Source organism: Pleomorphomonas diazotrophica (assembly GCF_002844595.1).
Taxonomy (GTDB): Bacteria; Pseudomonadota; Alphaproteobacteria; order Rhizobiales; family Pleomorphomonadaceae; genus Pleomorphomonas; species Pleomorphomonas diazotrophica.
This window is the reverse complement of the sequence record NZ_PJNW01000006.1, coordinates 111,949-130,898: the sequence shown is the minus strand read 5'-3', so window position 1 is coordinate 130,898 and position 18,950 is coordinate 111,949. Positions and strand designations below refer to the sequence as shown.

Sequence of the window (18,950 nt, the reverse complement as noted above, 5' to 3'; positions counted from 1 at the left end):
GTCCGATTGACGCTCAGCGCGGCAGGACGGAGGCGCCCATCAGGAACTCGTCGATAGAGCGCGCCGCCTGACGGCCTTCGCGGATCGCCCAGACGACGAGGCTCTGGCCGCGCCGCATGTCGCCGGCCGCGAACACCTTGTCGACCGAGGTGCGATAGTCGACCTCGGTGGCCTTGACGTTGCCGCGGCCGTCCTTCTCGACACCGAGATCGTTGATCATGCCCTCGTGCACCGGATGCACGAAGCCCATGGCAAACAGCACCAGGTCGGCATCGAGGCTGAACTCCGTGCCGGGGACCGGCTGGAACTTGGCATCGACCTCAACGCAGTTGACCTTGCTGACGACGCCGTTCTGGCCCTCGAAGGAGGTGGCGGTGACGCCGAACAGGCGCTCGGCGCCTTCCTCGTGGCTCGAAGAGGTCCTGAGCTTCAGCGGCCAGTTCGGCCAGGTGAGGAGCTTGTCTTCCTTCTCCGGCGGCTTCGGCATGATTTCCAGCTGGACGACGCTCACCGCGCCCTGGCGATTGGAGGTACCGATGCAGTCCGAGCCGGTGTCGCCGCCGCCGATGACCACGACGCGCTTGCCGAGGGCCGAGATCGGGTCGACGGAGCCGAGCGGCTCGCCGCCGACGCGGCGGTTCTGCTGCGGCAGGAACTCCATGGCGAAGTGAACGCCCCGAAGCTCGCGGCCGGGCACCGGCAGGTCGCGCGACTTTTCCGAGCCGCCGGCGAGCAGCACGGCGTCATACTCGCCCCGGAGGTCCTCGATCTTCACATCAACGCCGACGTTGACGTTGAAGTGGAAGACGACGCCTTCGGACACCATCTGCTGCACGCGCCGCTCGACGATGTGCTTGTCGAGCTTGAAGTCGGGGATGCCGTAGCGGAGGAGGCCGCCGGCGCGGGCGTTCTTCTCGTAGACATGCACGTCATGGCCGACGCGGACGAGCTGCTGGGCGGCGGCCAGGCCGGCCGGACCCGAGCCGATCACCGCCACCTTCTTGCCGGTCTTGACCTTGGCGATCTCCGGCTGCACCCGGCCATCCTTCCAGGCCCGCTCGGCGATGGTGTATTCGATCTGCTTGATCGTCACCGGCGCCTCGAACAGGTTCAGCGTGCAGGCCGCCTCGCAGGGAGCGGGGCAGACGCGGCCGGTGAACTCCGGAAAGTTGTTGGTCGAGTGGAGATTGCGCGAGGCCGTCTCCCAGTCGCCGTTGTAGACGAGGTCGTTCCAGTCGGGGATCTGGTTGTTCACCGGGCAGCCGCGGTGGCAGTAGGGCACGCCGCATTCCATGCAGCGGGCGCCCTGGGTCTGCATGTCGCTTTCCAGCGGCGGAACGGTGAACTCGTTGTAGTGGCGAACGCGATCGTCCACCTTCTGGTACTTGAGCTCCTGACGCTCGAACTCAAGGAAGCCGGTAGCCTTGCCCATCTCTCACTCCGTCTAGCCTTTGCGGGTCCTGTCGCCGGCCACGGGCGCCTTCCCTGGCGCCGCTCGCGGGGACGATCTCCGACCCTTTTCCTGTCTCGGTGGGGCGGGACGGCCCTCCGGCCGTCCCCTGTCGGTTACTCGGCGGCGATGCGGCTCGCCGTCATGGCTTCCAGCGCCTTGCGATACTCGGTCGGCATCACCTTGACGAACTTGCCGCGATAGGCGGCCCAATCGTCGAGGATCGCCTTGGCGCGCGGCGAACCGGTCCAGGCGTGGTGCCGCTCGATCAGCGCCCGGAGACGCTCGCTGTCGTGGCGCGTCATGTCACCGCGAATGTCGACCTTGCCGTCGAGGCCGATCGGCAACGCCAGCTCGTCCTCGATCATCTCCTCGAACTCGACCATGGACATGTTGCAGCGCTTGTTGAAGCTGCCGTCCTCATCGAGCACGTAGGCGATGCCGCCGGACATGCCGGCCGCGAAGTTGCGGCCGGTGCTGCCGAGCACGACGACGATGCCGCCTGTCATGTATTCGCAGCCGTGATCGCCCACGCCCTCGACGACGGCGATGGCGCCGGAGTTGCGCACCGCGAAGCGCTCGCCGGCCACACCGCGGAAGTAGCACTCGCCGGCGATGGCGCCGTAGAGCACGGTGTTGCCGACGATGATCGACTTCTCCGGCACGATCTTCGAGGTCGGGTTCGGACGTACCACGAGGCGAGCGCCGGAAAGGCCCTTGCCGACATAGTCGTTGCCGTCACCGATCAGGTCGAGCGTCAGGCCATGGGCGCCCCAGGCGCCGAAGGACTGGCCGGCGGTGCCGGTCAGCGTTACGCGGATGGTGTCATCCGGCAGGCCGACGTGGCCGTAGCGCTTGGCGATCTCGCCGGAGAGCATGGCGCCCACCGAGCGGTTGACGTTGATCACCGACGTGTCGATGCGGACCTTCTCGCCCTTTTCGAGCGCCGGCATCGCCTCGGCGATCAGCTTCCGGTCGAGGATGTCGTCGATCGGATGCTTCTGCACCGTGGTGTGGCGCATCTCCTCCGGCTCCGCCTTCGGCAGGTAGAACAGGCGCGAGAAGTCGAGGCCCTTGGCCTTCCAGTGCGCGATGCCCGCCTGCTTGTCGAGGATGTCGGTGCGGCCGACGATCTCCTCCAGCTTGCGGAAACCGAGCGCGGCAAGGTAGCGGCGCACTTCCTCGGCGACGAAGAAGAAGTAATTGATGACGTGCTCCGGCTGGCCGACGAAGCGCTTCCTCAGCACCGGATCCTGGGTGGCGATGCCGACCGGGCAGGTGTTGAGATGGCACTTGCGCATCATCAGACAGCCGCTCGCGATCAGCGGCGCGGTGGCGAAGCCGAAGCCGTCGGCGCCGAGCAGTGCACCGACCAGGACGTCGCGGCCGGTGCGGACGCCGCCGTCGACCTGCAGCTCGACGCGCGAGCGCAGGCCGTTAATCACCAGTGTCTGCTGCGTCTCAGCGAGGCCGATCTCCCAGGGCGAACCCGCGTGCTTGATGGAGGTCAGCGGCGAAGCGCCGGTACCGCCCTCGAAGCCGGAGATGGTGATGTGGTCGGCGCGCGCCTTGGCGACGCCGGCGGCAACCGTGCCGACGCCGACTTCCGAGACGAGCTTCACCGACACCTCGCCGGTCGGGTTGACGTTCTTCAGGTCGAAGATCAGCTGCGCCAGATCCTCGATCGAGTAGATGTCATGATGCGGCGGCGGCGAGATGAGCTGCACGCCGGGGGTGGCGTGACGCACCTTGCCGATGACCGCGTCGACCTTGTGGCCGGGCAGCTGTCCGCCCTCGCCGGGCTTGGCACCCTGCGCCATCTTGATCTGCATCTGGTCGGAGTTGACCAGATACTCGGTGGTGACGCCGAAGCGACCCGAGGCAACCTGCTTGATCGCCGAGCGCAGGCTGTCACCCGACGGCAGCGGCTTGAAGCGATCGGCCTCCTCGCCGCCCTCGCCGGTGTTCGAGCGTCCGCCGATGCGGTTCATGGCGATGGCGAGGTTGGTGTGCGCCTCGCGGCTGATCGAGCCGTAGCTCATGGCGCCGGTGGCAAACCGCCGGACGATGTCCTGGGCCGGCTCGACTTCATCGAGCGGCACCGGCGTCCGGCCGATCTCCTCGGCCGACTTGATGCGGAACAGTCCACGGATGGTCATCGCCTGTTCGCTCTGGGCGTTGACGGTGTCCGAGAACTCCTTCTGGAACTGCTCGAAGGAGTTGGCGCGCACGGCATGCTGCAGGCCGGCGATGACGCCCGCCGTCCAGACATGCGCCTCGCCGCGCACCCGCTGGGCATATTCGCCGCCCACTTCCAGCATGCTGGTGAGCGTCGGGTCGGCGCCGAAGGCGCGGGCATGGCGGGCCACCGTCTCCTTGGCGATCTGGTCGAGACCGACGCCTTCGATGCGGGTAGCGGTGCCGAAGAAATACTTCTGCACGAAGCGCGACGACAGGCCGACGGCGTCGAAGATCTGGGCGCCGCAGTAGGACTGATAGGTCGAGATGCCCATCTTCGACATGATCTTCAGGAGACCCTTGCCGATGGACTTGATGTAGCTGTAGACGATCTTGTGCTCGTCCAGCCCCTTGGGCAGCTTGTCCTTCATGGCGATCAGCGTATCGAAGGCGAGATACGGGTTGATCGCTTCCGCGCCGTAGCCGGCGAGGCAGGCGAAGTGGTGCACCTCGCGCGGCTCGCCCGATTCCACCACCAGACCGGCCTGGGTGCGAAGACCCTTGCGGATGAGGTGATGATGCACGGCCGCCGTGGCGAGCAGCGCCGGAATGCCGATGCGCTCGGCGCCGACCATGCGATCGCTGAGGATGATGATGTTGTAGACCTGACCGGCCGCCGACATGCGCACCGCCGCCTCGGCCTGGATGCAGATGGCCTCGAGGGCCGGCCGCATGCCGGAGGGACCGTTGGCCGCCGGATAGGTGATGTCGATGGTGATGGTCTTGAAGCCGGCGCCGTCGACGGTCTCGATCGACCGGATCTTCTCGAGATCCTCGTTGGTCAGGATCGGCTGACGCACCTCGAGCCGCTTGTGCGCGTCGTCGCCGCCGCGGTCGAACAGGTTCGGACGCGGGCCGATGAACGAGACGAGGCTCATGACCAGCTCCTCGCGGATCGGATCGATCGGCGGGTTGGTCACCTGGGCGAAGTTCTGCTTGAAGTAGGTGTAGAGGAGCTTGGACTGCGACGACAGCACCGAGATCGGCGTGTCGGTGCCCATGGAGCCGATCGCCTCCTGGCCGGTGACGGCCATCGGCGCCATCAGCACCTTGAGGTCTTCCTGGCTGTAGCCGAAGGCCTGCTGCAGGTCGAGGAGGTTCTCGGCCGACTTGGGCGCGCGGGCGCGCACCGCCGGCAGGTCCTCGAGGACCAGCTGGGTGTCGTGGATCCACTCGGCATAGGGCTGCGCCGTCGAGATCGTCTTCTTGATCTCGTCGTCCGAAATGATGCGCCCCTCGACGAGGTCGATCAGCAGCATCTTGCCGGGCTGGAGGCGCCACTTCTCGACGATCTTCTCTTCCGGAATCGGCAGCGTGCCGCTTTCGGAGGCGAGGATCACCCGATCGTCGTCGGTGACGACATAGCGGGCCGGACGCAGGCCGTTGCGGTCGAGCGTCGCGCCGATCTGCCGGCCGTCGGTGAAGGCGACGGCGGCGGGGCCATCCCAGGGCTCCATGATGGCGGCGTGATATTCATAGAAGGCCTTGCGCTCGGCATCCATGCTCTCGTTGCCGGCCCAGGCCTCGGGAATGAGGGTCATCACCGCGTGCGGCAGCGAGTAGCCGCCGCGCAGCAGGAACTCCAGCGCGTTGTCGAAGCAGGCGGTGTCCGACTGGCCCTCGTAGGAGATCGGCCAGATCTTCTCGATGTCCTCGCCGAAGGCCTTGGACGTGGTGGTCGCCTGACGGGCATACATCCAGTTGACGTTGCCGCGCAGCGTGTTGATCTCGCCGTTGTGGGCGACCATGCGATAGGGGTGCGCCAGCTTCCAGGACGGGAAGGTGTTGGTCGAGAAACGCTGATGGACGAGCGCCAGCGCCGACTCGAAGCGTGCGTCCGAGAGGTCGGGATAGTAGCGCTTGACCTGATAGGAGAGGAACATGCCCTTGTAGACGACGGTGCGCGAGGAGAAGGACACCACGTAGAAGGCATCCTGATTGCGCTTGGTGGCGCCGTTCCAGTCGGCCTCGTAGACGTCGCCGGACAGCACCTTGCGGGCGATGTAGAGCTTGCGCTCCAGAAGCTCCTGGTCAGTGACGCCGGGCAACGCCACGAAGAGCTGGCGATGCACCGGCTCGGTCGCCTTGACGCCGTCGGACAGGGCGGAGTTGTCGACCGGCACTTCGCGCCAGCCGAGGATCTGAAGCCCCTCGCCCTTCACCGACCGCTCGACGATCTCGACGGCGCGGCTGCGCTCGGCCTCGTCCTGCGGCAGGAAGAACTGGCCGACGCCATAGCTGCCGGCCTCCGGCAGCTTGAAGCCGAGCTTCTGACACTCTTCGGCGAAAAAGCGATGCGGGATCTGCACCAGGATGCCGGCGCCGTCGCCCATCAGCGGGTCGGCGCCCACGGCGCCGCGGTGCTCGAGGTTCTCGAGCACATAGAGGGCGTCCGTCACGGTCTGGTGGCTCTTGCGGCCCTTGATGTCGGCGACGAAGCCGACGCCGCAGGCGTCGTGCTCGTGCGCCGCGCTGTAGAGGCCCTCCGCCTCGGCTTTCGCACGGATGTCGGCGATCTCGTCGGCCGGCGTGCGCGTGGCGCTCGTTGCGGCATTCGGCGCGGCAAGCGCGAGGTGCGGCATCGATTCGTCGAGCGTCTTCATGGCGAAGTCCTCATCAGTGTGCGGCGGGCGAGTGGCCCGCCGAAGGGTGTCTCTTCCGGACGCCTCCGTGCGAGGAGCGGGCTATTCCTTATATACCCGCTTATGACCGCGCTGTGACGTCCGTTCTCTCCGGCAGCCATGGCCCGGCGCTTCCGCCGGACGATGCGACAGCGACAGCCGTCGTCCTCATCCCGTGAAACCCGGAACAAGGAGACAGCCTCGACAGCCGTTTCGCCAGATGATCCCGAAGCTCACTCCTCCCCCGGAATCCTCCGTTTCGCGCTTTGCACCGGTTGCCTCCCAGAGGCAAGCGAAAACCGCGAGCGGGGGAATTCGGGAAAATGCGTCGGCCGTTTTTTCCTCCGAAAAAGTCGGCCCGAGCCCCCGGATCCGCCCATCCGGAACCAAACTATCGCGGTCCCGAATGCGCGATGCGTTATTTGCATAACCTTGCCGTCCCGTCAATCATCCTGACCCATTTTTTTGGGTACGGAATCCGGATTGACGGCGGCATGAACGGCCTGCATGGGTGGTGCGCAAACTCGGCGGCTGTCGCCCGAGATCGACAAGGCTAAACTCGGCTCCATGTACTTTGCCAGCGACAACTGGGCCGGCGCTTCGGCGCAAGTGGCCAATGCCCTCCTGAACGCCGGAAACGGCTCCGTTCCCGCCTATGGCGCCGACGACCAGACGCGCGTCGCCGTCGACTGGTTCTCGGAGGTGTTCGAGCACGACGTCTCCGTCTTCTTCGTCGCCACCGGCACGGCGGCCAACTCGCTGTCGCTCGCCTCGGTGATGAAGCCGGCCGGCATCGTCATCTGCCATGACGTGGCGCATATCGCCTGCGACGAAGCCGGCGCGCCGGAGTTCCTGTCCGGCGGTCGCCTTGTCAGCATTCCCGGCGCCCGCGGCAAGCTGACGCCCGACGCGCTGGCCGCGGCGATCGCCCGCTACTTCCCGGCCGCCGTCCACCACGGCCGGCCGGTTGCCGTCTCGCTCAGCCAGTCGACCGAATGGGGCACCGTCTATACGGTGGAGGAAGTGACCGCGCTCGCCGCCGTCGCCCATGCCCACGGCCTCAAGGTGCACATGGACGGCGCCCGCCTTGCCAACGCTCTCGCCTTCCTCGGCTGCCAGCCGGCCGACATCACCTGGAAGGCCGGCGTCGACGTGCTGTCCTTCGGCGGCACCAAGAACGGCTGCTGGTGCGCCGAGGCGGTCGTCTTCTTCAACGGCAAGAAGGCAGAGGATTTCGGTTATATCCGCAAGCGCGCCGGCCAGCTCTTCTCCAAGAGCCGCTTCGTCGCCGCCCAGTTCCAGGGCTATTTCGACCGGGGCCACTGGCTGGACAACGCCTATCACGCCAACACCATGGCCAAGCGGCTCGCCACCGGCATCAGCCAGCTTTCCACCGCCCGCATCCTGTGGGAGCCGGAGGCCAACGAAGTCTTCGCCATCTGGCCGAAGCCGGTCAGCGCCCGCCTGAAGGCGGCCGGCGCCCAGTTCTACGAGTGGAATCCCGACGGCCTCGATGAGACCGAGAAACCCAGGGACGACGAGGACCTCGTCCGGCTCGTCACGTCGTTCGCCACCGCCGCCCACGAGGTCGACCACTTCCTGAAGGCGCTCGGCAAGTAACCGCTGCGATTCTGGACTGCGCAAGCAAAAAGGGCGCCCCTTCCGGGACGCCCTTCGTCATTTTGGGTAGCGAGCGGAGCGGTCCCCGCTCGCCAAACCGCCGGGTCAGTTGATGGTCGCTTCGATCTGCCGGGCCTCGCCCTTGCCGATCGGAATGGTGCGCGCCCGCTTGCTCTCGGGAATGTCGCGCACGAGATCGACGTGCAGGAGGCCGTGCTCAAGCGAGGCGCCCTTCACCTCGACATGATCGGCAAGCTGGAAGCGGCGCTCGAAGGCACGGGCGGCGATGCCGCGATAGAGCATCTCGCGGCCGTTGTCCTCGGCTTCGGGCTTCTTCTCGCCCTTGACCGTCAGCACGGCTTCGCGCGCCTCGATCGTCAGCTCGTCCTCGGAGAAGCCCGCGACGGCGATGGTGATGCGATAGGCATTCTCGCCGGTGCGCTCGATGTTATAGGGCGGATAGGACTGGGCCGACGCGTCGCTGGTCGAAACCTGGTCGAGCAGCGAGAACAGGCGATCAAAGCCGATGGTCGAGCGATAGAGCGGAGAAAGGTCGAAATTACGCATGATGTCCTCCAGTTGAGCGACAGTCGTGAGTTTGGCCGACCGGCTTTCTGTTCCCCTCTCCGAGGCGGAACGTCCGGTCGCCGCGGACCCTTCCGGCGTCCGCGATCCTTGATTTGGGGCGACGATTTCGCTTTTCAAGAGGGGCGGCGACAATCGCTTTCGCTGCCGTCGGCGATGGCGCCGGCCGTCGCCGACGTGCTAGAAACGGCGCGGCGGCGAATGGGTATCGTCGCCGGGGAGCACTCATGGATCTTCTCGATCTCGCCGAAAATCCCATCCCGGCCGGCTGCCGGCTGGAGATGATTTCGACGTCCGACGGCGTGCGCCTGCGCACCGCCCGCTGGCCGGCGCTGCCGGGAGGCGTGAAGGGCACGGTCTGCCTGTTTCCCGGCTGGTCGGAGACCATCGAGAAGTATTTCCATGTCGTCGAACGCCTGCGGAAGCGCGGCTTCGCAGTGGCGGTCCTCGAATGGCGCGGCCAGGGCGGTTCGACCCGGCTCACCGACGACCCCAGCAAGGGCCATGTCCGCAGCTTCCGCCATTACCTGCGTGACATCGAGGCCTTTCGCCGCCGCGTCGTGCTGCCGGATTGTCCGCCGCCCTATTTCGCGCTGGGCCATTCGATGGGCGGCGGCGTTCTTCTGGCCGCCGGGCGCTTTCTCGCCCCTACCTTCGAGCGGCTGGTCCTGACGGCGCCCATGCTCGGCCTGCCGCAACGGACGACCATGCCGGGCTTCCGCCGGCTGCTGCTGCGCCTTGCCGTCCACTGCGGCGCCGGGCCCCGCTACATTCCCGGCCAGCGCCGCCGGGCAACCAAGGCCAGGACCTTCGAGCGCAACCCGCTGACCTCCGACCCCGATCGCTACCGGATGATCGAGGCGATCTGCGCCGCCCAGCCGGTCTACCGCCTCGCCGCGCCGACGCTCGGCTGGGTGGCGGCGGCGACGCGCATGTTCGACCTGCTCGCCGCGCCGGACATCGCCGACCAGGTGGCCGCGCCGGTGATGCTGGTCAACTCCGGCGCCGACACGGTGGTGAGCCGCCTCGCCGTCGAGACCATGGCGCGCCGCCTGCGCAACCCCGCCTATATCCTGATCCATGGCGCCCGCCATGAGATCATGATGGAGCGCGAGGTCTATGCCGCCCAGTTCTGGGCGGCCTTCGACGCTTTCATCCCCGGCTCGTCGGAATGACGCCGGATGCGCCAGCTGACGCGGTCTCCCCGGCTGCAAGCAGCTTCAGAACCTGATCATGCAGGCGCCGGTCGCCGCTCGCCACCACGCGGCCGCCGTCGGCGGCACTGCCGCCCGTCCAGTTGGTGACGACGCCACCCGCCCCCTCGATCACCGGAATCAGCGCCGTGATGTCATATGGTTGCAGGCCTGCTTCGATGACGAGGTCGGCCTGCCCGGCCGCCACCATGCAATAGGCGTAGCAGTCGGCACTGTAGCGAACGAGCTTCGCCTGCCCCTCGACCGAGAGATAGGCCTGCCGCTCGCTGTCGGAGAAGGGCCGGAGCGAGGTGGTAAACAGCGTCGCCTGGGAGATGTCGGAACAAGGCCGTGTCCGGAGCAGCCGTTCGCCGCCCGGCCCGGTATAACTGGCGGTCACGCCGTCGCCGTAGAAGCGCTCGCCGGTGAAGGGTTGCGCCATCATGCCCTGCACCGCCCGGCCGCTGGCCCGGAGGCCGATTAGCGTGCCCCACAGCGGGATGCCGGCGATGAACGACCGCGTGCCGTCGACGGGATCGAGCACCCAGACCTTGTCGCGGTCGAGCCCGGTGTTGCCGAACTCCTCGCCAAGAATGCCGTGGTCGGGATAGGTGGCGCCGATCAGCTCGCGCATGGCCACCTCACCGGCCCGGTCGGCGACCGTCACCGGATCGAAGGCGTCCTCAAGCTTGTTCTCGACGGCGAGCGCCGTGCGGAAATGCGGCAGGATCGCTGCTGAAGCGGCGTCGGCCAGCTGATCGAAGAAGGCCTTGGAGATAGGTGTGATCTGCATATCCGATATGTTTCCCACATGGCGCACGGCGGAGCGCAACGTTGCGACCGCATTTGAGCGGCTGGTTCATCCCATTGTTTTTATTTTTGGATTCAAATAAATACGTTTCTCCGGCCTGTGGCGGCTTTGCTATCCATTGCTGTCATCCCCACCAAAACGCGAGTTGTCGGCACACACTCTACCGCGAGGGGTTGACCAATACGACGAAAGTAGGCATTGTATCCGGGTACAGCGCAGGCTTCTGCGCTGTCCGCCCTCCTTGGGCGTTTCCTCCCTAAGACTTGGGCCGCCGCGTTTGCGACGGCCCCTTTTCTTTTCAGCCTATCGTGCATGACGGGGTGGCGCCAGAGGCGCGTTTTTCTGAAAACGTTTCAAAGATTGCGAGGCCGGCACGCAGGTCCGATCGCTCGGCCGCGAAGCGGGCAGTTTCTGTCATTCGGCCGCGAAGCGCCAAGTCCGATCATTCGGCCGCGAAGCGGCCGGGTGACGGACAGACCACTTCGAGCGGCAGGCGCATCAGGCCGTCGATGAACTCGGCGAGTTCGGCGGTGAGGCGTACAAAGCCGGAGTGCGGTTCGAGCGTGCGCTCGTCCATGTAGAGCGACCGGTTGATCTCGATCTGCAGGGCGTGCAGGCCCTTGGCCGGCCGCCCGTAATGCTCGGTTATGAAGCCGCCGGCATAGGGGCGGTTGATCGCCACCTTGTAGCCGAGCGCCGAGAGCGCGCTGGCGGCATGGTCGGTCAACGCCCGCGCCGCCGAGGTGCCGTGACGATCGCCGAGCACGAAGTCGGATCGATTCTTGGCGTCCTGCCCCCTCACCGACGACGGCATGGAGTGGCAGTCGATCAGCACGGCACGGCCGAAGCGGACGTGCGTCTGGGCCAGGAGGCGGGTGAGCGCCGCGTGATAGGGCTTGTAGAGCGCCTCGATGCGGTCGAGCGCTACCTCGATCGGCAGCGGCCCGGCGTAAATCTCCTCGCTCTCGGAAATGACGCGCGGCACCGTACCGAGCCCACCGGCCACCCGGATGGACCGGATGTTGGCAAAGGCCGGCATCCGCCCGTCGAACATGCGGGGATCGAGCTCGTAGGGCTCGCGGTTGACGTCGAGATAGGCGCGCGGGAAATGCGCCCTGAGGAGTGGTACGCCCGCCGTGACGGCGTGCATGAACAGCTTGTCCACATGCGCGTCCTCCGAGAGACGGATGCGGCGCTTGTCCAGCCGGCTGGCGGCGAGGAAGTCTTCCGGATAGGCGGTGCCGGAGTGCGGCGAGTTGAAGACGAAGGGGTGGATCTGCTCCACGGGGGACAGAATCTCGAAGGGCGGTTCCGAGCGGAAATCGGTGACGACGCGCATCCCTCTCCAGTCCGTGGAGCCTCTCGCCCGGTCCGCTGGCGACCGAAAAACAGGGCTTCTGTACTCCTGATTCTGAAATCTGCCTTGTTTTGTCAGGCCTGTCTATTGTTAACGTGGCTGAGTGTCCGCTGTGGCCCGGCGCGATGTGTCACGGCATCGGCCGGCACAGCTCGGCATCACGCCAACGCGCCCCGTCGGCAACGACCTCGCCGATACCGCGAGAACGGTCGCGGCGGACGTCCGGCGCCCGCCCGAGGCGCAAGCCAAAAGTCAAATTCGCTCCACTACGGGGTTTGAACGCCCTCCTGAAAAGTTCTACACAGAGTGGAACGGCCTGAAACGCAGCCCGCTAACCGCAAGTTTACCGTACCGGTGCTCTTGTGAGATAGTTGGAGCATCGCGCGGCCTGCTGCCGCTTCTCATCTGACCGGAACTGCAAATGAACCGTATTCTGCTGGCCGAAGACGACAACGACATGCGCCGTTTCCTGGCCAAGGCACTCGCCAATGCCGGCTATGACGTCGTTTCCTACGATAACGGCAGGAGCGCCTACGAACGGCTGCGCGAGGAGCCTTTCACGCTTCTGCTCACCGACATCGTCATGCCGGAAATGGACGGCATCGAGCTGGCCCGCCGGGCCACGGAGCTCGACCCCGACCTCAAGATCATGTTCATCACCGGCTTCGCCGCCGTGGCGCTCAATCCCGACAGCCAGGCTCCCAAGGACGCCAAGGTGCTGTCCAAGCCCTTCCATCTCAAGGACCTCGTGCGCGAGGTGGAGAAGATGCTGGCGGCCGCCTGACGGCAGCCGGCGGTTTTCCGGACGGAAAAGAGTTTTCGGTCAAGGACTTGAAGGGGAATTCGGAAAAGCGTCTCAAGGCCCTTGCGTGGGGCGGGAAAGGACGCTATATCCCCGCCCACGCCGCCGATGAGGTGGCCCCGCAAAAATGGAAACGGGCGTGTAGCTCAGCGGGAGAGCACTACGTTGACATCGTAGGGGTCACAGGTTCGATCCCTGTCACGCCCACCATTCCGCTTCCAAGATGTGAAAGACACGGCGCTTCGGCGCCGTTCTTGTTTTTAGCGCCGAGGGAAGCGGCTCACCTCTCTCCCGCCATCAGGACGCCCGCCGCTTCGCGCGGGCGCCCCGCTCGGTTCACGCACGCGACCGACCTCGAGCCTTTGCCGGCAAACTTGAAGCATTTGGTCGTGCGGCGAAGGCTCCAGGCTCATTTCCTGGAACAGGCGCTTTTCGATCGGATCGAGAAAACCCGATTGGCGGGACTCTAGACTTTCGGCTCGCCGTGCATCACGGGCCGCCTTGCCAACGTTACGACCTCAAAGGCAACCTCTACAAAAATTGCGATAAAAACAACAATTTTTACATTGTAAAAGTTGCTAGGTGAGATTGCCTTCTCCTGCGGGAAAGCAACTGATCAATATTTAACTTAGAAAGCTTCTTAATTCCACTTTCAAACGCCACCCTCGAATCCAGCCATTATCTATCCGTTTTGAAGTATAATTTCCACTAATCCTATTATACATTCCAAAAACAAAAGAAAATTCGTTGATGGCAGGCAGAAGATATATATGACAATCTCAGGATATTATTTCGCGTTATGATCTCGTTAACCAATTTCAATCGAAATAGTGATCGATCAATCAGCAGCGAGTCGTGAAAACGCACTTCTCTGCCTGAGGTTGGGCTTGTGTTTAACCGACAGGAGGAAGCGATAACCATGCAAACTCACTCCCAGACCGCCGGAACTCGACGGTCCATGAACATTTCCACGCGCATTGGCCTCGGCTTCACCGCCATTTTGGTGATTCTGGCCTTCACGGCCGGCATGTCGCTCCGGAGCCTTTCCGGCATCGGCGGGGCCATCGGCACGCTGTTCACCCAAATCGATGTCACCGACAAGGCCAACGTCGTCCAGACGAGCTTTCTCGAGTATCGGCGAGCGGCACGGGAGGTCATCTACACGACGCTACCGGATACCGAAGCCGCCGTGGCCGAGCGAGCGTCAAGCATGCGCGCAGCGCTCGAAGACGGCCTCAAGACAGCCTCGGATGCTGAACAACTCGACCATCTCCGGTCCATGCAGGCCAGTTTCGAGACCTATGACGGCCTTCTCGCCGAGCTCATCAAGACCCGCGCCGAGGTCAAGCGCCTGACCGCCGAGCAGCTCGGCCCGCTCGGCGTTTCGCTACGTACCGACCTTGAGGCGATCATCGACGAGGTGGGAGTCGGAACGCCGGTGGCGACGGCGTCCGAGAAAGCTCTTCGTTTCATCCTCACCGGCCGCATCTTCGCCACCAAGGCGACGGCGGGAAGCGAGGCCGATGCCGACAAGAACGCCGCCGAAGCTTTCGAGACGGCCACAGAGGCGCTCGGCGAAGCCATGGCCGCCGCCGATCCCGCCCTCGGCAAGCGGCTCGGCACCATCCGCGACCACGTCGGACAGTATGTCGAGGGCTTCGACAAGTCCCTGGCGATGAACGCGAGCATCGAGGACCAGGCGGTCAAGATGCGCACCTTCGTTGCCAAGATCGCCGACGAGTTCGCCAGCTTCCAATCAGCGGTTCGTACGTCGCAAGCCAAGCTGAAGTCCGACACCGAGGCGAGTCAGGCATCGACCACCACCACCTTGTGGAGTTTCAGCGCCGGTGGCCTGCTGCTTGGCCTTGCGCTGGCGGTGTTGATCGGCCGCAGCCTGTCGCGCCCGATCGTCTCGATCACCAGCGTCATGCGAAGGATTTCCGAGGGCGATCTCTCGGTCGCCGTCCCCTATCTCGGGCGAGGCGACGAGGTCGGCACCATGGCCGCGACGCTCAACGTGTTCAAGCAGGGCCTCGAGGAGAACCATCGCATGCGCGCCGACCAGGAGCGCGCCAAGGCCGAGGCCGAAACGCGCCGCCGGGCTGAGATGAAGGAACTGGCCGACGCCTTCGAGACAGCGGTCGGCGGCGTGGTGGAGACGGTGGTCGGCGCCTCGACGCAGTTGCAGGCGGCAGCGCAGTCGATGTCAGCCGCCACCGAGGAGGTCTCCAATCAGTCGGTCACCGTGGCGAGCGCCGCCGAGGAGGCCTCGACCAACGTAGAGACCGTCGCCGCCGCTGCCGAGGAGCTGGCAACCTCCATCGCCGAGATCAAGCGGCAGGCCGACGAAAGCACCTCCGTCGCGTCCAAGGCGACCAAGGATGCCCAGGCGACGGCGGCACGGGTGCGGGAGCTGGCCGAAAGCGCCAACCGAATTGGCGAGGTGGTCAACCTCATCGACAGCATCGCCTCGCAGACCAATCTCCTGGCGCTGAACGCCACCATCGAGGCGGCGCGGGCCGGCGAGGCGGGCAAGGGCTTTGCGGTCGTCGCCGCCGAGGTCAAGCAGCTTGCCGACCAGACCTCGAAGGCCACTTCGCAGATCTCCAGTCAGATCGGCGAGATCCAGGCCTCGACCCAGTCGTCGGCGGAGGCGATCGTCACCATCACCGGCGTGATCGAGCATCTCAACCGCATCGCGACGTCGATCGCCACCGCCGTCGATCAGCAGGGCGCGGCGACCGGCGAGATCGCCCGCAACGTCAGTCAGGCGTCGATCGGCACCCATCAGGTGTCGCAGAACGTCGTGGGCATCACCCAGGCGGCAACCGAGTCCTCCGGCGCCGCAACCGAGGTTCTGGTGGCCGCCAATGACCTGGCCAAGCAGTCCGATACCTTGCGGCGCGAGCTCGGCACCTTCCTCTCCAGCGTTCGCGCCGGCTGAGGCAACTCGATCAGGCGGCGACAGCGGCCTGAAGGCAGGAGACGAGGAAATCCCGGCGCCCGCGCCGGGATTTTCTTTCAGGTGCGGCTGGTCGGGGGCGGCAGGTTCCAGTCCCACCGCATGGCGGCGAGACGAAGCAGGATCGAGAGGCCGCCGCCGACGACGGCGACCGGTACGCCCGGCAGGTGATAATAGTCGCCGACCGACACCACCAGCGCACCGATCAGCGCCGCCAGGGCATAGATCTCCTTGTGCAGCACCATCGGCGTCTGCGCCGCCAGGATGTCGCGGCCGATGCCACCGCCGATGGCGGTGATCATGCCCAGCACCGCCGCCATCAGCGGCGACAGGCCGGCATCCATCGCCTTGCGCGTTCCCACCACCACGTAGAGCCCGAGGCCCAGCGCATCGAACACCGCCACCGGCGCGGCGAGGCGGGCGATCAGATTGTGGGCGAAGACGCAGCAGAAGCCGGCGACGCAGGAAATGGCGAAATAATGCCAGGTGGCGAAAGCCACCGGCGGTACGGCGCCGATCACCACGTCGCGGATGATGCCGCCGAAGGTGGCGGCCACGAAGGCCAGGAAGACGATGCCGAAGGGATCGAGCCGCCGCTCCACGGCGCGCGTGCCGCCGCTGAGGGCAAAGGCGAAACAGCCGACGAAGTCGACCAGGGTCAGGAACATGATGGATCTGCCGGTCTTGCCGGGCGGGCCGAGGTCCGCGCCGGATCGTGAAAGTCTGGCCGCCTTCTCTCACGTTGTGGCGCCTGACGGAAGATCGTCAACTTCCGCAGGGATCCGTTGCACCGACGGCAGCGCCCGGTCATGATCGCGCCGCCGGCGCCAAGCCGGCCCCGGAGGACCACCTTGATGCCCCGCTCCGTCCGCGCCGCCCGTCTGGTGGCGTTCTGCCTCGCGCTCCTTGCCGCCCTCCCGGCCGCCGCCGCCCCGACGCTCAAGCGCGGCATCAACTTCGAGGTCTGGCAGACCTGGACCGCCCGCGACGCCTTCCTGGCGCCGGGTTTCGACCGGAACAACTTTCCCGACTGGATGGGGCGGCTCGACGACAGCCAGCTTGCCAATCTCAAGGCCGAGGGCTTCGATTTCGTCCGCCTGAACTTCGACGCCGCCGCCCTACTCTGGGCCGGTGACGACGGCGCCGGCCCGCTGATCGAGCACGTCGTCGCGTCGACCGAACGCCTGCAGGCGCTGGGCTTCACGGTGATCGTCGACATGCATCTGTTGCCCGTCGACGAGGAGCGTCCCGATGGACTGCAGGACGTGCTCGGCACCGACGGCCACGCCCCGCTGCTGTGGGATCGCTACCTCGGCCTCGTCACGCGCCTCGCCGGCCGCCTCGCCAGCCTGCCGCCCGATCGCACCCTGCTGGAGCCGATCAACGAGCCCAACCAGGACTGGGAATCCTATCTCGTCCTGACCGACCGCTGGCCCGACCAGCTCGCCGCGCTGAGGTCGGCCGCCCGCGCATCGGCGCCAACCCTGACGCTGGTGCTGACCGGCGGCCGGTCCGGCCTCGTCGACGGGCTGACGCGGCTCGATCCGTCGCCCTTCGCGGACGATCCCAATATCATCTGGACCTTCCACTATTACGAGCCGATGGCCGTGAGCCACGCCGGCCGCCCCTGGGTCGACGACCCCGGCCGCTATCTCACCCACCTGCCCTATCCGGCCGCCAGGCTCGACAAGACGACCGGCAAGCGGTTGCTGGGCGAGGCAAGAAGCCGGATCGCCAAAGGCGTCGCCGACCCGAAACGGAAAAAGGAACTCGACGCGGCTGTGGCCGAAGCGCTCGCCGACTACCGCGCCACCAAGGCCGGCCCGGCGACGATTGCTGCCGATTTCAAGCGGGTTGGCGACTGGGCGAACGACAACGGTATTCCGGCCGACCGTCTGCTGCTCGGCGAGTTCGGCATCTTCCAGGATGGCGCCGATCCGGGCTCGCGCATCGCCCTGATCGAGGCGACACGGGTCGCCGCCGAGGAACGCGGCTTTGCCTGGGCGATCTACTCCGCCGGCCTGACCAGCGCCGGGCAGGGCTTTTCGGTGATCGGCGATGGAAAGGCTCTCACCCTCGAACCCGAGGTGAAGAGGGCGCTCGGCCTGAAAGCCCGGTAATCAGGAGCGAACGGCACGCTCGCCGGCCACCAGGAAGGCCACCCCAGCCAGGGTGAAGAGCGGCAGCAGCGATATGGCCGCCCAGAGACCGGTCCGGTCGGCCAGCGCGCCGATCGCCCAGGGGATGACCAGGATGGAGAGCCCGCTGCCGAGCGAGGCGCGCGCCGTCGCCAGTTCTCCGAACGGACCGGCCGTGACGATCGCCTTGGTCAGCGTCAGCGGATATTGCAAGGCGCAGCCGAGGCCGACCGCGAACAGGCCGACCACCGCCACCGGCAGGGTCGGCGCGCTCCAGAACAGGAAGAAGGCCGGTAGCGTGATGATGGCCGAGAGATAGAGCGCCCTCGCCGCCGTGATCCGCTTCAGGATGAAAGCCGACGACAGACGGCCGACCAGCATGCCGAGCGAGAAGGCGCCGGCGGCGATGGCCGCCGAGGCCACCGGCACGCCCTTGACGCGGGCGAGGAACTCCGTCGCCCAGACCAGCACCGACTGCTCGACGCCGACGAAGGCGATGATGGTCAGCCAATAGAACCAGTAGGCCCTCGGCAGGCGGCCGCCACCCCGGTTCTCGTCGGCGGCAACGGGCTGCTTCGCCGCCGGCATCGGCACGCCGCGCAGGAACAACAGCAAGAAGCCGGCGAGAACCGCGCCGAGCAGCAGCGCCGCCCGCCAGCCGAGGCCGATGGCGGCGAACAGGCCGACCGCCATGGCCGCCGTCAGCGAGGCGACGTAGGAAATGCCATTGGCCTCGCCGATCGCCACCGAACGATTGGCGCCGTGCCAGTCGGCCAGGGTTGTCGGCACGACGATCAGCACCAGGCAGCCGACCGCGCCCATCAGGAAGCAGCCGAGGATGCTGACCGCCGGATGCGGCGCAAGGATGATGGCGATCGCCCCGAGCGCCATGCCGGCAAGCCCCACCACCACCGACCACAGCCGGCCGTGCCGGCGCGTCCACCGTTCGCCGATGAGACCCGAGACGATCAGCCCGGCCGCCACTGCCGCCGGATGCAACGTCACCACCCGGTAGCTGAGGTCGAACTCGTCCTTCAGGAAGGGGATGATGTTGCCCTGGATGTTCAGGAAGAAGGTGAACTGGGCCAGCGCCAGATAGGCGGCCCAGGTCAATCGGTCGCGCCGAATGGGCGTCGGAACGGACGGGGAGTTCGTTGGGGCGGTCATGGGATC

The 18,950-nt window shown here is 66.1% G+C and carries 12 protein-coding genes and 1 tRNA gene; 6 read left to right on the top strand and 7 right to left on the bottom strand.

All coding sequences use genetic code 11. The annotated features are described in order from the left end of the window. Positions 1-13: 13 nt before the first annotated feature. Complete coding sequence (locus CXZ10_RS10550; RefSeq protein ID WP_101289119.1) at positions 14-1,432, bottom strand: glutamate synthase subunit beta; 1,419 nt, start codon at positions 1,430-1,432, stop codon at positions 14-16. 134 nt (positions 1,433-1,566) lie between these two features. Then, positions 1,567-6,291 (bottom strand): glutamate synthase large subunit, encoded by a 4,725-nt coding sequence (gltB, locus tag CXZ10_RS10545; protein WP_244617267.1) that lies wholly within the window; start codon positions 6,289-6,291, stop codon positions 1,567-1,569. A 525-nt stretch (positions 6,292-6,816) separates the two neighbouring features. On the opposite strand from gltB, the gene CXZ10_RS10540 reads away from it, so the two are divergent. Beyond that, positions 6,817-7,929 (top strand): threonine aldolase family protein, encoded by a 1,113-nt coding sequence (locus CXZ10_RS10540; protein WP_342212726.1) that lies wholly within the window; start codon positions 6,817-6,819, stop codon positions 7,927-7,929. A 105-nt stretch (positions 7,930-8,034) separates the two neighbouring features. Here CXZ10_RS10540 and CXZ10_RS10535 read toward each other — a convergent pair whose 3' ends face one another. Continuing rightward, positions 8,035-8,496: an Hsp20 family protein gene (locus CXZ10_RS10535; RefSeq protein WP_101289118.1), complete on the bottom strand. Its 462-nt coding sequence runs from the start codon at positions 8,494-8,496 to the stop codon at positions 8,035-8,037. A 245-nt stretch (positions 8,497-8,741) separates the two neighbouring features. Between CXZ10_RS10535 and CXZ10_RS10530 the strand changes: the two genes are divergently transcribed. After that, positions 8,742-9,689, top strand: a complete 948-nt coding sequence (locus CXZ10_RS10530; RefSeq protein ID WP_101289117.1) for an alpha/beta fold hydrolase — start codon at positions 8,742-8,744, stop codon at positions 9,687-9,689. Here the strand turns inward: CXZ10_RS10530 and hisN are convergent. Continuing rightward, complete coding sequence (hisN, locus tag CXZ10_RS10525) at positions 9,667-10,500, bottom strand: histidinol-phosphatase (RefSeq protein WP_101289116.1); 834 nt, start codon at positions 10,498-10,500, stop codon at positions 9,667-9,669. The two genes, CXZ10_RS10530 and hisN, sit on opposite strands and share 23 nt — an antisense overlap. A 460-nt stretch (positions 10,501-10,960) precedes the next feature. Then, entirely contained in the window at positions 10,961-11,857 is an 897-nt protein-coding gene (locus CXZ10_RS10520; protein WP_101289115.1) for an N-formylglutamate amidohydrolase, read from the bottom strand. 439 nt (positions 11,858-12,296) lie between these two features. On the opposite strand from CXZ10_RS10520, the gene cpdR reads away from it, so the two are divergent. From cpdR to CXZ10_RS10505, 3 genes are all read left to right on the top strand, one after another. Further along, entirely contained in the window at positions 12,297-12,659 is a 363-nt protein-coding gene (cpdR, locus tag CXZ10_RS10515; RefSeq protein WP_026783912.1) for a cell cycle two-component system response regulator CpdR, read from the top strand. A 153-nt stretch (positions 12,660-12,812) separates the two neighbouring features. Continuing rightward, positions 12,813-12,887 (top strand) — tRNA-Val (locus CXZ10_RS10510). Between the two features lie 748 nt (positions 12,888-13,635). Next, positions 13,636-15,621, top strand: a complete 1,986-nt coding sequence (locus CXZ10_RS10505; protein WP_180335946.1) for a HAMP domain-containing methyl-accepting chemotaxis protein — start codon at positions 13,636-13,638, stop codon at positions 15,619-15,621. A gap of 77 nt (positions 15,622-15,698) precedes the next feature. Here the strand turns inward: CXZ10_RS10505 and CXZ10_RS10500 are convergent, their stop codons facing one another. Next, positions 15,699-16,307, bottom strand: coding sequence for a trimeric intracellular cation channel family protein (locus tag CXZ10_RS10500; RefSeq protein ID WP_101289113.1), 609 nt, complete (start codon positions 16,305-16,307; stop codon positions 15,699-15,701). Positions 16,308-16,493: 186 nt separating this feature from the next. Between CXZ10_RS10500 and CXZ10_RS10495 the strand changes: the two genes are divergently transcribed. Continuing rightward, complete coding sequence (locus tag CXZ10_RS10495) at positions 16,494-17,759, top strand: cellulase family glycosylhydrolase (protein ID WP_180335945.1); 1,266 nt, start codon at positions 16,494-16,496, stop codon at positions 17,757-17,759. Here the strand turns inward: CXZ10_RS10495 and CXZ10_RS10490 are convergent, their stop codons facing one another. Continuing rightward, positions 17,760-18,944, bottom strand: coding sequence for an MFS transporter (locus tag CXZ10_RS10490; protein WP_101289111.1), 1,185 nt, complete (start codon positions 18,942-18,944; stop codon positions 17,760-17,762). It lies immediately after the preceding gene. Positions 18,945-18,950: the final 6 nt, after the last annotated feature.

Excerpts from the sequence above, each read along its gene's own strand:
- CXZ10_RS10540 (WP_342212726.1), top strand. The coding sequence starts at position 6,817 with ATGGGTGGTGCGCAAACTCGGCGGCTGTCGCCCGAGATCGACAAGGCT.
- CXZ10_RS10500 (WP_101289113.1), bottom strand. The coding sequence starts at position 16,307 with ATGTTCCTGACCCTGGTCGACTTCGTCGGCTGTTTCGCCTTTGCCCTC.
- hisN (WP_101289116.1), bottom strand. The coding sequence starts at position 10,500 with ATGCAGATCACACCTATCTCCAAGGCCTTCTTCGATCAGCTGGCCGAC.
- CXZ10_RS10505 (WP_180335946.1), top strand. The coding sequence starts at position 13,636 with ATGAACATTTCCACGCGCATTGGCCTCGGCTTCACCGCCATTTTGGTG.
- CXZ10_RS10550 (WP_101289119.1), bottom strand. The coding sequence starts at position 1,432 with ATGGGCAAGGCTACCGGCTTCCTTGAGTTCGAGCGTCAGGAGCTCAAG.
- CXZ10_RS10495 (WP_180335945.1), top strand. The coding sequence starts at position 16,494 with ATGCCCCGCTCCGTCCGCGCCGCCCGTCTGGTGGCGTTCTGCCTCGCG.
- cpdR (WP_026783912.1), top strand. The coding sequence starts at position 12,297 with ATGAACCGTATTCTGCTGGCCGAAGACGACAACGACATGCGCCGTTTC.
- CXZ10_RS10530 (WP_101289117.1), top strand. The coding sequence starts at position 8,742 with ATGGATCTTCTCGATCTCGCCGAAAATCCCATCCCGGCCGGCTGCCGG.
- gltB (WP_244617267.1), bottom strand. The coding sequence starts at position 6,291 with ATGAAGACGCTCGACGAATCGATGCCGCACCTCGCGCTTGCCGCGCCG.
- CXZ10_RS10520 (WP_101289115.1), bottom strand. The coding sequence starts at position 11,857 with ATGCGCGTCGTCACCGATTTCCGCTCGGAACCGCCCTTCGAGATTCTG.
- CXZ10_RS10490 (WP_101289111.1), bottom strand. The coding sequence starts at position 18,944 with ATGACCGCCCCAACGAACTCCCCGTCCGTTCCGACGCCCATTCGGCGC.
- CXZ10_RS10535 (WP_101289118.1), bottom strand. The coding sequence starts at position 8,496 with ATGCGTAATTTCGACCTTTCTCCGCTCTATCGCTCGACCATCGGCTTT.